At 69.2% G+C, this 13,772-nt stretch carries 11 protein-coding genes, 1 tRNA gene and 1 riboswitch; of the genes, 9 read left to right on the top strand and 3 right to left on the bottom strand.

The genetic code is table 11. The annotated features are described in order from the left end of the window. Positions 1 to 16: 16 nt before the first annotated feature. Positions 17 to 1,078 carry a biotin synthase BioB gene (gene bioB, locus ACTJIL_RS14570; protein WP_440756331.1) on the bottom strand — a complete coding sequence of 354 codons (1,062 nt, stop codon included), beginning with the start codon at positions 1,076 to 1,078 and terminating at the stop codon, positions 17 to 19. A 55-nt stretch (positions 1,079 to 1,133) separates the two neighbouring features. Between bioB and ACTJIL_RS14575 the strand changes: the two genes are divergently transcribed. The 3 genes from ACTJIL_RS14575 (at position 1,134) to ACTJIL_RS14585 (ending at position 4,015) form a co-directional block, all read left to right on the top strand. Continuing rightward, entirely contained in the window at positions 1,134 to 1,877 is a 744-nt protein-coding gene (locus ACTJIL_RS14575) for a double zinc ribbon domain-containing protein (protein WP_440756332.1), read from the top strand. Between the two features lie 76 nt (positions 1,878 to 1,953). Continuing rightward, positions 1,954 to 2,406: a MarR family winged helix-turn-helix transcriptional regulator gene (locus ACTJIL_RS14580; RefSeq protein WP_440756333.1), complete on the top strand. Its 453-nt coding sequence runs from the start codon at positions 1,954 to 1,956 to the stop codon at positions 2,404 to 2,406. Positions 2,407 to 2,497: 91 nt separating this feature from the next. After that, positions 2,498 to 4,015 (top strand): aldehyde dehydrogenase family protein, encoded by a 1,518-nt coding sequence (locus ACTJIL_RS14585; protein ID WP_440756334.1) that lies wholly within the window; start codon positions 2,498 to 2,500, stop codon positions 4,013 to 4,015. A gap of 156 nt (positions 4,016 to 4,171) precedes the next feature. On the opposite strand, the gene ubiA is transcribed toward ACTJIL_RS14585, so the two are convergent. Then, positions 4,172 to 5,089, bottom strand: coding sequence for a 4-hydroxybenzoate octaprenyltransferase (gene ubiA, locus ACTJIL_RS14590; RefSeq protein ID WP_440756335.1), 918 nt, complete (start codon positions 5,087 to 5,089; stop codon positions 4,172 to 4,174). A gap of 78 nt (positions 5,090 to 5,167) precedes the next feature. Here ubiA and ACTJIL_RS14595 point away from each other — a divergent pair. The 4 genes from ACTJIL_RS14595 to zapE all read left to right on the top strand — a co-directional run bounded on the left by ACTJIL_RS14595 (position 5,168) and on the right by zapE (position 7,900). Continuing rightward, positions 5,168 to 5,244: transfer RNA gene (locus ACTJIL_RS14595), tRNA-Arg, on the top strand. Positions 5,245 to 5,300: 56 nt separating this feature from the next. Further along, positions 5,301 to 5,819: a c-type cytochrome gene (locus ACTJIL_RS14600; protein ID WP_440756336.1), complete on the top strand. Its 519-nt coding sequence runs from the start codon at positions 5,301 to 5,303 to the stop codon at positions 5,817 to 5,819. 202 nt (positions 5,820 to 6,021) lie between these two features. Continuing rightward, positions 6,022 to 6,687, top strand: coding sequence for an alpha/beta hydrolase (locus ACTJIL_RS14605; RefSeq protein ID WP_440756337.1), 666 nt, complete (start codon positions 6,022 to 6,024; stop codon positions 6,685 to 6,687). Positions 6,688 to 6,754: 67 nt separating this feature from the next. Then, positions 6,755 to 7,900: a cell division protein ZapE gene (gene zapE / locus ACTJIL_RS14610; RefSeq protein ID WP_440756338.1), complete on the top strand. Its 1,146-nt coding sequence runs from the start codon at positions 6,755 to 6,757 to the stop codon at positions 7,898 to 7,900. Between the two features lie 116 nt (positions 7,901 to 8,016). On the opposite strand, the gene ACTJIL_RS14615 is transcribed toward zapE, so the two are convergent. Then, a complete protein-coding gene (locus ACTJIL_RS14615) occupies positions 8,017 to 9,486 on the bottom strand; it encodes an RNB domain-containing ribonuclease (RefSeq protein ID WP_440756339.1) in 1,470 nt (489 codons plus the stop codon). Between the two features lie 191 nt (positions 9,487 to 9,677). Further along, positions 9,678 to 9,902, top strand: a riboswitch (cobalamin riboswitch). A gap of 363 nt (positions 9,903 to 10,265) precedes the next feature. On the opposite strand from ACTJIL_RS14615, the gene ACTJIL_RS14620 reads away from it, so the two are divergent. Both ACTJIL_RS14620 and ACTJIL_RS14625 read left to right on the top strand, forming a co-directional pair. Then, on the top strand, positions 10,266 to 12,602 hold the full coding sequence (locus ACTJIL_RS14620) for a ribonucleoside-diphosphate reductase subunit alpha (protein ID WP_440756637.1): 2,337 nt from the start codon (positions 10,266 to 10,268) through the stop codon (positions 12,600 to 12,602). A 150-nt stretch (positions 12,603 to 12,752) separates the two neighbouring features. Continuing rightward, on the top strand, positions 12,753 to 13,772 hold the full coding sequence (locus ACTJIL_RS14625) for a ribonucleotide-diphosphate reductase subunit beta (protein WP_440756340.1): 1,020 nt from the start codon (positions 12,753 to 12,755) through the stop codon (positions 13,770 to 13,772).

Here is a 13,772-nt window from a genome sequence, read left to right on the forward strand (position 1 = left end):
AGGCTTCCATCCGCCGTCAGGCGGCGCAGGTCCGGGCGGTTTCGACGATGTCGGCGTGCACCGTGCCGCCGTAGTCATGACCCTCGGTGTCCACGGTCACCTGCATCGGCCGCAGGCCCAGGCGTTCGAACAGGGCCAGGTCGCGTTCGGTGTCGGGGTTGCCGGTGGTCAGCAGCTTCTCGCCGTAGAAGATCGAGTTGGCGCCGGCGGCGAAGCACAGCGCCTGCAGCTCGTCGCTCATCTGCTCGCGCCCGGCCGACAGCCGCACCATCGAGCGCGGCATCAGGATGCGCGCCACCGCAATCGTGCGCACGAACTCGAACGGGTCCAGCTCGGCGGTGCCATGCAGCGGCGTGCCTTCCACTTGCACCAGGCGGTTGATCGGCACCGAATCCGGATGCGCGGGCAGCGTGGCCAGGGTCTGCAGCAGGCCGGCGCGCTGGCGGCGCGACTCGCCCATGCCGACGATGCCGCCGCAGCAGGTCTTCATGCCCGCGTCGCGCACGTGGGCGAGCGTGTCGAAGCGGTCCTGCATCTCGCGGGTGTGGATGATGTCGCCGTAGAACTCGGGATCGGTGTCGATGTTGTGGTTGTAGTAGTCCAGGCCGGCGGCCTTGAGCGCCGTGGCCTGTTCGCCACTGAGCATGCCGAGCGTGGCGCAGGTTTCCAGGCCCAGGGCCTTCACCTCGCGGATCATCTCGGCGACCTTCGGAATGTCGCGGTCCTTCGGCGAACGCCACGCCGCGCCCATGCAGAAGCGCGAGGCGCCGGCGTCCTTCGCCTGTTTCGCCTTCGCCAGCACGTCGTCGGTGCTCATCAACTTCTGGGCCTCGACCCCCGTGTGGTAGCGCTGCGCCTGCGGACAGTAGGCGCAGTCCTCGGGGCAACCACCGGTCTTCACCGACAGCAGGGTGCTGACCTGGACCTCGGCGGGATCGAAGTGCTCGCGGTGCACGCTGGCGGCGCGGAACAGCAGTTCGGTGAAGGGCAGGTCGAACAGCGCCTCGACCTCGCGACGGCTCCAGTCGTGGCGCAGCGGCGCGGCGGCGCGGTCGCGGGGTTCACTGACGGTGGGCATGGCGGTTTCCTGACTGACAGTGCAAGGCAAGTTGGGCAGTCTGGAAAGCATGTCGATGCCTGTCAACCGAATCGCACTGCCGGATGTTGACGGCCGCTGGCGACGCTGGCTGGGCCACGTCTGGCCGGGACGCTGCCTGGCCTGCGCCGAAGCGGGGCAATCAGGCCACGACCTGTGCGCGGCCTGCCTCGCATCGCTGCCATGGAATCGCCACGCCTGCGCCAGCTGCGCGATCCCGCTGCCGGCCGCTAACGATGACGCCAGCACCGGCGGCCCGCACTGCGGGGCATGCCTGCGGAAACCTCCTCCACTGCGGGCGACCTGCGCGACCTTCGTCTACGCCGCGCCGCTCGACCGCCTGTTGCCGCGTTTCAAGTTCCACCAGGACCTGGCCGCCGGCCGTCTGCTGGCGCAGCTGATGGCGCAGTCCCTGGCCGGGGCCGAACGCCCGCAGGCGCTGCTGCCGATACCGCTGCACCGCGCGCGATTGCGCCAGCGCGGCTACGACCAGGCGCTCGAACTGGCCCGGCCGCTGGCGCGCGCGCTGCGCCTCCCGCTGCTGCCCGATGCCCTGGTGCGCACGCGCGCCACGGCGCCACAGTCCGAACTCGATGCCACGCGCCGCCGGCGCAACCTCCGCGGCGCGTTCGCGATCGCGCCGGGCGCGCGGCTGCCGGTGCACGTCGCCTTAGTCGACGACGTGATGACCACCGGCGCCACGCTGCACGCGGCATCCAATGCGTTGCGTCGCGCCGGCGTCGCGCGCGTCGACGCCTGGGTGTGCGCGCGGGCGCCGTAGCCGACGGCCATCGCCGGCAGACGTACGATAGAGTCCCACCGGCCACGTGCTTTCCGCCCGCCGGGACCCAGATGGAATGCAGGCGCGCATGGCGGTTCAACCCGGAATCGAAATCCTCAACCTGGTCAATGCCGTCGAACGGCGGAGCACGGCCCGCATGCAGCGCCTGCTGCGCGAGGCCTGTGTCGGCCTGGCAGCGATGGAAGCGCGCACCTTGCGTTTCATCGCCCGCCACCCGGGATGCACGCAAAGCGACATCGTCCGCGCCAGCGGCCGCGACAAGGCGCAGATCGCCCGCATCATCAAGATCCTGCGCGCGCGCGAGTTCGTGGGCCACCCGGCCGAAGGCGGGCGCCGCGCGCAGCCGCTGGCGCTGACGGCCTCCGGAACCGCCGTCCATCTGCGCGCGGAGTCGCTGCGCGCCGACACGGCGCGCGAGCTGGTCGCCGGCCTCGACGCCAGCCAATGCGCACAGCTGGAGACGCTGCTCGGACGGCTCGCGCCGTTGGAATCGCCTGACCAGGAGTAAGGAGCGGCGCGCTTGTTGATAATATCAACTGATGTAACAATCGTTGATATTGTCATCTCCGATGCGCCGACCCGCCAGGACCTACCCTGCCATGCCGAACCCGACACCCCTCGCGGAGCTCGCCGCGTCGATGCTCCCGAACCTGCGGCGCCAGCTCCTGGACCGTCCACCGGCAGTCTTCATCGATGGCCAGTGGCAAGCGTGCGCATCCGGGGAGTCGCTGCAGGTCGACGATCCCGCCACCGGCGAGCCGATCGCCACCATCGCCGCCGGCGGCGAGGCCGAGATCGAGCGCGCGGCGGCCGCCGCCCGCCGCGCCTTCCGCGAGGGCCCGTGGCCACGCTTTCCGGCCTGGCAGCGCGCGGCCCTGCTGCAGGCGCTGGCCGACGCCATCGAGGCGCGTCGCGAGACGTTCGCCTTGCTGGAATCGCTCGATGCCGGCCACGCCATCGCGTCCGTGCGCAACGGCGATCTGCCACTGGGCCTGCGGGCGCTGCGCGACTGCGCGGGCTGGGCCAACAAGCTCACCGGCGAGGTGCCCATGCACCCGGCCTCGCAACCGGGCATGGACTATTTCCTCCGCGAGCCGATCGGCGTCGCCGGCCTGATCACGCCGTGGAATGCGCCCTTCCTGATGGTGCTGCAGAAACTCGCCGCGGCGCTGGCCACCGGATGCACCGCCGTGCTCAAGCCGGCCGAACTGGCGCCGCTGTCTGCCCTGCTGATCGGCGACCTGTGCCGGCAGGTCGGCATTCCGGATGGCGTGGTGAACATCGTGACCGGCACCGGGCCCAGCGCCGGCCAGGCGCTGGCCGACCATGCAGGCGTCGACATCATCAGCTTCACCGGCTCCACCCCGGTGGGCAAGTCGATCATGGCCGCGTCCGCGCAGGGCAACCTCAAGCGCGTGGTGCTGGAACTGGGCGGCAAGTCCCCCGTGGTCGTGTTCGCCGACGCCGACCTGGACCGCGCGGCAAGCGCGATCGTCGGCGAGATCACGTTCAAGTGCGGGCAGTACTGCGCGGCCGGCTCGCGGGTCTTCGTGCAGCGATCCGTGTACGAGCCCCTGCTCCAGCGCATGCTGGCGGCGATGGACGGCCTGCGCATCGGCCCCGGCTACGAGGAAGCAACCCAGATGGGGCCCATGATCTCGGCCGCGCAACGCGGACGCGCCGAGGACATCATCGGCCACAGCGTGGCCGCCGGGGCGCGCCTGTTGCGCGGCGGGCACGCCCGCCCGGGCAACGGCTACTTCTTCGAGCCGGGGATCCTGGTCGACGCGGCCGCGGACATGCAGGTGTCGCGGGAGGAGATCTTCGCGCCCGTGCTGACGGTGACGCCGTTCGACGACGACGCCTCGCCGGCAGCCGTCGCCGCGCTGGCGAACGATTCACGCTACGGCCTTTCGGCAAAGCTCTGGGCCCGCGACATCGGCACGGTGCATGCGCTGGTCGGCCTGCTGGAAAGCGGGCAGGTCATCGTCAACGGCGGCGGCGGCGGCGCGACCTTGCCGTTCGGCGGCGTGAAGCAGTCAGGCTACGGTCGGGAAAACGGCCGGATCGGGCTGGAGCACTTCACCGAGGTCAAGGCGGTCAGGCTCGGCTATTGAAGCGCAAGTCCGGGCATCGGCGTCCGGCACATCGGCATCTTCGATGGCGAAGGCATGTATCGGGGTGCCCGTGCGCCGGGCTCGCGGCGTGCTCCCGCCTGCGGTAGCGGCGGAACTGCAACGGGGGCCGGGCTGCGGTCGCGGCTTCCGCCGCTCCTACAACGGCGACAGCCGGGCGCCGGCCACTGCGTAGTCCGCCGCGATCCCGGCGAACACCGCCATCCCCACCCAGTGGTTGTGCAGGAAGGCGCGGAAGCAGGCGTCGCGGTCGCGGTGGCGGGCGATCATGAATTCGTACGCCACCAGCAGCGCGGCCACGCCCAGGCCGCCGAAGTACCAGGCGCCGAGCCCCGCCTGCTGGCCCGCCAGCGCCAGCGCGGCGAACACCAGCGCGTACAGCACGCTCTGGATCGCGAGGTCGGCGTCGCCGAACAGGATCGCGGTCGATTTGGCGCCCATGCGGATGTCGTCGTCGCGATCGACCATCGCGTACCAGGTGTCGTAGGCGGTCGACCACAGGATGTTGGCGCCGTACAGCAGCCACGCCACCGGCGGCACGGAGCCCTGCACCGCGGCGAACGCCATCGGGATGCCCCAGCCGAACGCCATCCCCAAGTACACCTGCGGCAGGTACGTGTATCGCTTCAGGTACGGATAGCTGGCCGCGAGCAGCACGCCGACGATGCTCATCAGGATGGTGAGCCGGTTCATCGTCAGCACCAGCGCGAACGCGGCCAGCATCAGCACCGCGAACAGCGCGAGCGCCTCGCGCCCGCGCACCGCGCCGGTGGCCAGCGGCCGGTCCTTGGTGCGCTGGACCTGCGGGTCCAACCAGCGATCGGCGTAGTCGTTGATCACGCAGCCCGCCGAGCGGGTCAGCCAGACTCCGAGCGAGAACACCGCCAGCGTCCACCACGGTGGCACGCCCTCCGCGGCCACCCACAGCCCCCACCAGGTCGGCCACAGCAGCAGCAGCCAGCCGATCGGTCGGTCGCCGCGGGTCAACTTCCAGTACTGGCCCAGCCGCTCGCGCCACCGCGGCACCGGGGCGGGCTGGAAACGTTCGTAGGACATGGCAGCCTTCAACAGCGAAGCCGGGCAAGCGTACGCGACTCGCGCCGCCGCACGCGATCATGGACAATAGTCGACCGGGCGCCTGTAGCTCAGCCGGATAGAGTAGTGGCTTCCGAAGCCATTGGTCGGGGGTTCGAATCCCTCCAGGCGCGCCAGACTTTATACTTCTGTGCGACAAGCACGGCCTCCGAGCGGCCGCCAAGGGTGAAACGTGCGCAATTACGACCTCGATTTTCTCAAGCATTTCTCGATGGTGATCGGCTTCCTGGCGGTGGTCACGCTGGCGCTGCTGATGTTTGCCTATCACCTCAATGGCGTCATCCCGCCCGAGGTCTCGCCCGCTGCGCAGCGCGCCACGCAGGCGCGGATCTCGCCGGCCGGCGACGTGTATGCCGGCGCCACCGGTGCCGCCTCGCAGGCGGCCGCGGCCGCCGCGGCCAGTGCAGCAGCCGCAGCGCAGGTCGCCTACGGCGGCACGATGGACGGCTCGGTGATCTTCGGCAACCTGTGCACCGGCTGCCACACCTCCGGTGCCGGCAACGCGCCCACCATGGACAAGGCGCACTGGACCGCACGCATCACCCAGGGCACCGAAACGCTCTACAAGCATGCGATCGAGGGCTACACCGGCCCGGACGGCGGGATCATGCCGCCCAAGGGCGGCAACCCGGCGTTGACCGACGACCAGGTCAAGGCCACCGTCGACTGGATGCTGGGCAACCTCAAGTAGGCGCCCCGCCCGACGCGTTTCGAAAACGCCGCCTGCGGGCGGCGTTTTCGTGTCCGGGCTCCAGGCGCGAAGTGGAACTTCTGCAATCGCGCCCCGATCGACCGTGAAAAGCATGTCCACGGGCCCGATCGTTCCACTTGGCCGCATCTGGCCTTCTCGGTCCGCTGCGCGCCACGGCGGCGCAGCGCCTATCATTCCACCCATGGCCAATCCCTCCTTTCCCGACGCTTCGGGCCCCGTCACCCTCGCCGGTCCGGCGGGCGCGCTGGAGCTGCACGTCGACCTGCCGGGCGACGAGGCGACCCCGCTGCCGCTGGTCGCCATCGTCTGCCATCCGCTGCCGACCGAAGGCGGCACGATGCACAACAAGGTGGTGACGATGGCCGCGCGCGCCCTGCGCGAACTCGGCGCGACCACCGTGCGCTTCAACTTCCGCGGCACCGGCGAATCGGCCGGCACGTTCGACGAGGGCCGCGGCGAAGTCGACGACCTGCATGCGGTCGCGGCCTGGGTGCGCGAACAGCGGCCGGGCGACGCGCTGTGGCTGGCCGGTTTCAGCTTCGGCGCGTACGTGTCGCTGCGCGCGGCGGCCTCGCTGAAGCCGGACCTGTTGATCAGCATCGCCCCGCCCGCCGGGCGCTGGGACTTCGACAGCATCGAGCTGCCGACCATGCCGTGGCTGGTGATCCAGGGCGAGAACGACGAGGTGGTCGACCCGCAGGCGGTCTACGACTGGCTGGAGCAGTCGAAGGCGCAGGCCGAACTGGTGCGCATGTCCGACACCAGCCACTTCTTCCATCGCAAGCTGATCGACCTGCGCGGCGCGATCAAGAACGGCGTCAAGGCCTACTTGCCCGCGGCGACATGAGGCCCGTGCAAGACCCCGTCCACGGACGCGACTGCGCGCCCGGATCATCGTTGCCGGCGCAGTGCCGATGAGCGACGGCGACATCGCGGCCGCCAGCGGCCTGCCTTCATCGCACTACGCCGCCGGCGTCGCGCGCGGCGACTGGAGCGACGATCCCGCCCAGCGCGCGGTGCTCGGCGAACTCGACCGCATCCACGATGCCCTGCTGCAGGGGCCTGCGCGCGGCGGATTGCTGGGCAAGCTGTTCGGCCGCGCCGAACCCGGGCCGGTGCGCGGCCTGTACCTGTGGGGCGGGGTCGGCCGCGGCAAGACCTTCCTGATCGACCTGTTCTACGCCGGCTTGCCGCTGCCGGAGAGCAAGCCCGGCGGCGACGTCCGCAACGGCAAGCGCCGCACCCATTTCCATCGTTTCATGCGCAGCGTGCACGAACGCCTGCGCGCGCACGCCGGAGAGCGCGACCCGCTGGCGGTGATCGCGCGCGAATGGCGCGCGCAGCTGCGGGTGCTGGTGCTCGACGAATTCTTCGTCAGCGACATCGGCGACGCGATGCTGCTCGGGCGCCTGCTCGAGCGCCTGTTCGCCGAAGGCGTGGTGCTGGTGACCAGCTCCAACACCGCGCCCGGGAACCTGTACAAGGACGGCCTGCAGCGCGCGCGCTTCATGCCTGCGATCGCGCTGCTCGAGCGGTACTGCCATGTCATGCACATGCAAAGCGACACCGACTACCGCCTGCGTGAGCTGACCCGTTCGCCGGTCTATCGCGCGCCGCTCGATGGCGAATCCGAAGCGTGGCTGGACTCGCGCTGGCATGCGCTCGGCGGCGACGACGCACACCGCGATGGCAGCATCGAGCTCGAGGGCCGCAGGATCGCCACCCGCGCGCGCTGCAAGGGCATGGCCTGGTTCGAGTTCGCCGCCCTGTGCGAAGGCCCGCGCGCGGCCGGCGACTACATCGAGATCGCGCGCGAGTTCCACACCGTGCTGCTCGGCAACGTGCCGGTGATGGGCGCGAACGACGACGACGCGGCGCGCCGGTTCGTGACCCTGGTCGACGAGCTCTACGACCGCCACGTCAACCTGGTCTGCACCGCAGACGCCACGCCGCCGCTGCTATACGTAGGCGAACGCCTGCGCGGTGCGTTCGAACGCACCGCTTCGCGCCTGATCGAGATGCGCAGCGAGGAATACCTGGCGCGCGAGCACCGTGACTGAGGCGAAGCGGCATTTGTCGCCCGTGATCCTGCTGTTGTAGGAGCGGCGGAAGCCGCGGTAGCTCTACCGAAAAGGCATCGCGGCTTCCGCCGCTCCTACAACATCCAATACCCGGGTTAGAAACCGCCCGGCTTCTCCGGCGCCGCCACTTCCGCCAGCTCGAAGCGGATGCGGCGACTGGCCGGATCGGCTTCGACCAGCCGCACCCGCACCTGTTCGCCGAGCGGCAACTCGCTGCCGGCCTCGACGCGCGCCAGGATCGCCGGCTCGCGCAGCATCACCTCGCCCCGGCGCGGAACCTTCTGCTCGACCTCGACGATCGCGCCTTCGAACGTCTCGCCCACGCGCGGCGCCAGCGCCGCCGCTTCGGCGAGATCAAGCACCGCGTTCTCGTAGCGGCCGGCGCGGCGCGCGGATTCCTGCATCGTTGCCGGCAATCCGAGCAAGGCATCGAGCACCCATTGCGGGACCGGCGTGCCCGCGCACAGCGCCACGCAGACCTCGCCGGTGTAGCGGTCCACCAGCCGCCGCAGCGGCGCGGTCACGTGCGCGTACTGCGAGGCCAGCGCCGCGTGCTGCGAGTGTTCGGGCACGGCGCCGTCGAAGGCGACGTAGCCGGCGCCGCGCAGCACCGTGGTGCAGGCGGTCATCATCGCCACGTGGTGCGGGTTGGCGGGATCCAGCGAACGGATGAAATCCGGATAGCCGCGCGATTGCGGCCAGTCGATGCCGAGCGCCCGCGCGGTGCGGTGCAGGCGTGCGATCGCACGCGGGTCGGCTTCGGGCAACGTACGCAGCAGGCCGATGCGGTGCTCCACCATCAGGTGCGCCGCGGCCATGCCGGTCAGCAGCGAGATCTGCTCGTTCCAGTCCTCGACCGGATGGCGGGCGCGGAACTCCAGTGCCCAGCGGCCATCCTCGACCCGGATCTCCTGCTCCGGCAGCGGCAGGCTGACCCCGCCGCGGCGCTGCTCGCGCTGCTTGCGCAGCTCGCCGATCTCGCGCAGCACCGCCCACATCGGATCGGCCTTGCCAGCATCGATGTCGGCCTGCACGCCGGTGTAATCGAGCTTGGCGCGGCTCCGGATCCGCGCACGGCGCACGTCGACCGCGATGCCCTCGCCGCTGGCGTCGACCTCGATCGTCCACAGCAGTGCCGGGCGCAGCTGGTCGGGCAGCAGCGACGCGGCGTCTTCGGACAAGGCCTTCGGATGCAGCGGGATCTTGGCGTCGGCCCCGTACAGCGTCTCGCCGCGGCGGTTGGCTTCGAGGTCGATCGGATCGCCGGCGCTGACGAACGCGGCCACGTCGGCGATCGCGTAGTGCACGCGATAACCGTCGCCGTTGCGCTCGACGAACATCGCCTGGTCGAGGTCCATCGCATCGGGCGGGTCGATGGTGACGAAGGCGATGTCGCTGCGATCCTCGTCGGGCAATCGCGAATGGGCGGCAGCGGCAGCCGCGGCCTGCTCGACCTCCGGCGGAAACGCGGACGGCAGGCCCAGCTCGCGCTGGATGTCGGCCATGCCGCTCTCCAGCGCGGGATCCTGGCGTGCGTGCAGGCGCAGGCGGCGTGTGCTCGTCATCGTGGCTCCGTCTTCGGCATTGTCGGCATGAACCCGATTCTAGTCGGCGTGCCCGGAGCGCATGCCCGGAGCGGAGCGGCCTGACCGGGCGTTTCGCAACCGTCGTCCCCGGCCCTGTGCGCAACGATCGGCCGGCGTGCGAGCAGATTCGCGACTCCACATCATTTTGTGTTGACCGATCACGGTGACCACACTATGTTGTGCCCGTCGGTTCCGGTGGCTCGCGCCATCGGATGAAAAGGGAAGCCGGTTGGAATCCGGCACTGCCCCGCAGCGGTATGTGGAAACGACCGCCGTCACACAGCACTGGGATGGATTCGATCCCGGGAAGCGACGGCCAGTAGGTGGAGTTGGTTGTTGTAGGACAACCCCTCGCGTCCACGAGTCCGAAGACCTGCCGACAGCCGCGCGCATGCACGCCGCGCGGTGCCGGCCGCGGAATCTCCGAGGGGGAGATGGCTGGTGACGCAAGCCCGGCCTCGCCTCCGCGACGGTCGCGGTCACTGCGACACCGCGCCCACACCCTGCGAAGACGCCGCACGCCGCTGCAACGCCCCTTGCGTTGCAGCGACACGGTCGGGCGCGGTCGCGTGGTGGCGTTCAACTCGCCGCCGCCCAATCGCGTTCCTTCGCCGCCTCCGCGGGAGAGGTGACGGTGCGCCATCGCGAGGAGCCATGCCATGAACCAGAACGACACCGCCGTCGCCACGAGTGCCGCCGCGGACACGACACAGGAGGACGCGTCCTTCCTGCTGACCCCGCCCCCCACCGCCACCGCGATGCGCGTCAACAAGCGCAACGGCGGCAGTGAACCGGTCGACCTCAACAAGATCGTGCGCGCGGTGCAGCGCTGCGCGGAGGGACTGCACGCGGTCGATCCGATGCGCGTGGCCACGCGCACGATCTCCGGCCTGTACGACGGCGCGAGCACGCGCGAACTCGACGAGCTGTCGATCCGCACCGCCGCGCTGCTGACCGCCGAGGAACCCGAGTACAGCCGTCTCGCCGCGCGCCTGCTCGCCGGCGTCATCGCCAAGGAAGTCGCCGGCCAGGAGATCCACGCGTTCTCGCAGTCGGTCGCGCGCGGGTTTGATGTCGGGCTGATCAACGAGCGCCTGCTCGGCTTCGTGCAGGCCAATGCGCGCAAGCTCAACGATGCCATCGACGTGTCGCTCGACCTGCGCTTCGACTACTTCGGCCTGCGCACGCTGTACGACCGCTACCTGCTGCGCCATCCGCACACGCGCAAGGTGATCGAGACGCCGCAGCAGTTCTTCCTGCGCATCGCCTGCGCGCTGAGCGAGGACGTGCCCGAGGCGCTGGCGCTGTACCGGCGCATGGGCAGCCTCGACTACCTGCCAAGCTCGCCGTCGCTGTTCAACGCCGGCACCACCCACGAGCAGCTGTCGTCGTGCTTCCTGCTCGACTCGCCGCAGGACTCGCTGGAATCGATCTACCAGAAGTACGGCGACATCGCCCAGCTGTCGAAGTTCAGCGGCGGCATCGGCGTGAGCTACACCCGCGTGCGTTCGCGCGGCTCGCTGATCAAGTCCACCAACGGCCATTCCAACGGCATCGTGCCGTGGCTGAAAACGCTGGATTCCTCGGTCGCGGCGGTCAACCAGGGCGGCAAGCGCAAGGGCGCGGCCTGCGTGTACCTGGAGCCGTGGCACGCGGATGTCGAGGAATTCCTCGAACTGCGCGACAACACCGGCGATGACGCACGTCGCACCCACAACCTCAACCTCGCCAACTGGATCCCCGACCTGTTCATGCGGCGCGTCGAGATGGATGCCGACTGGTCGCTGTTCGACCCGAGCAAGGTGCCGGAGCTGACCGACCTGTTCGGCGACGCCTTCGAGCGCGTCTACGAACAGGCCGAGGCGCAGGGCAAGGCGGTCAGGACGATCAAGGCGCGCGAACTGTACCTGCGGATGATGCGCACGCTGGCGCAGACCGGCAACGGCTGGATGACGTTCAAGGACAAGTGCAACCGCGCCAGCAACCAGACTGCCAGGACCGGCAACGTCATCCACCTGTCGAACCTGTGCACCGAGATCCTGGAAGTCACGTCCGCCGACGAGACCGCAGTGTGCAACCTCGGCTCGATCAATCTCTCGCACCATTTCGACGAAGACAGCGCGTTCGATTTCGACAAGCTCGCCGAAACGGTGCGCCTCGCGGTGCGCCAACTCGACCGCGTGATCGACCTGAATTTCTATCCGATCGAATCCGCGCGCCGCGGCAACCTGCGCTGGCGCCCGGTGGGCCTGGGCGTGATGGGCCTGCAGGACGTGTTCTTCAAGCTGCGGCTGCCGTTCGACAGTGAAGCCGCGCGCGCGTTGTCGGCCAGGATCGCCGAGACCATCTACTACTTCGCGCTGGAGACTTCCTGCGAACTGGCGCAGGAACGCGGCCGGCACCCGGCATTCGCCGATACGCGCGCGGCCAGCGGCGAGCTGCAGTTCGACGCCTGGGACGTGGTACCGCAGGACCGCGAGCGCTGGGACAGCCTGCGTGAACGCATCCAGGCCAACGGCCTGCGTAACTCGCTGCTGATCGCGATCGCGCCGACCGCGACCATCGCCTCGATCGCCGGCTGCTATGAGTGCGTCGAGCCGCAGGTGTCCAACCTGTTCAAGCGCGAGACGCTGTCCGGGGATTTCCTGCAGGTCAACCGCTACCTCGTCGATGAATTGAAGAAGCTCGGCCTGTGGACGCCGGAAACACGCGACGCGATCAAGCACGCGGAAGGGTCGGTGCAGGGCCTGTCGCAGCTGCCCGCACCGCTGCGCGCGATCTATCGCACCGCGTGGGAGATCCCCATGCGCTCGCTGATCGACATGGCCGCCGGCCGCGGCGCGTTCATCGACCAGTCGGCGTCGCTCAACCTGTTCATGGAGAGCCCGAACATCGGCGCGATGTCGTCGATGTACATGCATGCGTGGAAACAGGGCATCAAGACCACGTACTACCTGCGCTCGCGGCCGGCGACGAGGATCGCGAAGGCGACGGTGGGGAGTGCGGACGGCGTGCTTGCGAAGCAGGAGTACACCCCGGCCGAAGCCGTCGCCTGCTCGCTTGAGAATCCGGAGAGTTGCGAGGCCTGCCAGTAGCCGCGCAGCAGTCGCCCAGCCCTTCTCCCGCTTGCGGGAGAAGGTGCCCGAAGGGCGGATGAGGGCGCTTTTCGAAAAGCTGCACCCTCACCCCAACCCCTCTCCCGCACGCGGGAGAGGGGCCAGAAAAAGGCAACCAGGAAGACCACCATGTCCACCCACAACCGCCAGCTCCTGCTCGACCCCGGCTTCGAGCTCACCCTGCGCCCGATGCGCTACCCGCAGTTCTACGAGATGTACCGCAACGCCATCCGCAACACCTGGACGGTGGAGGAGGTCGACTTCTCGCTCGACACCACCGACCTGAAAACCCGGCTCGGCCCAGCCGAGCGCCACCTGATCGAACGCCTGATCGCGTTCTTCGCCACCGGCGACTCGATCGTCTCCAACAACCTGGTGCTCAACCTCTACCAGCACATCAACGCGCCCGAAGCGCGCATGTACCTGTCGCGGCAGCTGTACGAGGAAGCACTGCACGTGCAGTTCTACCTGACCCTGCTCGACACCTACCTGCCGGACCCGAACGAGCGCGCCAGGGCGTTCGCCGCGACCGAGAACATCCCGTCGATCCGGCGCAAGGCCGAGTTCTGCTTCAAGTGGATCGACAGCGTGCAGGACCTCCAACGCATCGAGACCCGCGAGCAGCGCCGCCAGTTCCTGCTCAACCTGGTCTGCTTCGCCGGCTGCATCGAGGGCCTGTTCTTCTTCGGCGCATTCGCCTACGTGTACTACCTGCGTTCGCGCGGGCTGCTGCACGGACTGGCATCGGGCACAAACTGGGTGTTCCGCGACGAGAGCTGCCACATGGCGTTCGCGTTCGAGGTGATCCGCACCGCGCGCGAGGAAGAGCCGGACCTGGTCGACGACGCCTTCAAGGCGCAGGTGGTGGAGATGATGACCGAGGCGGTGGACTGCGAAGTCGCATTCGCCGAGGACACCCTGAGCGGCGGCGTTGCCGGACTGTCGATCAAGGACATGCGCCAGTACCTGGAGTACTGCGCCGACCAGCGCATGGCGCAGCTGGGCATGCCGAAGCACTTCAACGCGCGCAACCCGTTCCCGTTCATGGAGCTGCAGGACGTGCAGGAACTGGCCAATTTCTTCGAGCGCCGCGTGTCGGCCTACCAGGTGGGCGTGCAGGGCGAGGTCGGCTTCGACCACGCGTTCTGA

The sequence above is a fragment of the Luteimonas sp. 22616 genome, assembly GCF_052044325.1.
Lineage (GTDB): Bacteria > Pseudomonadota > Gammaproteobacteria > Xanthomonadales > Xanthomonadaceae > Luteimonas.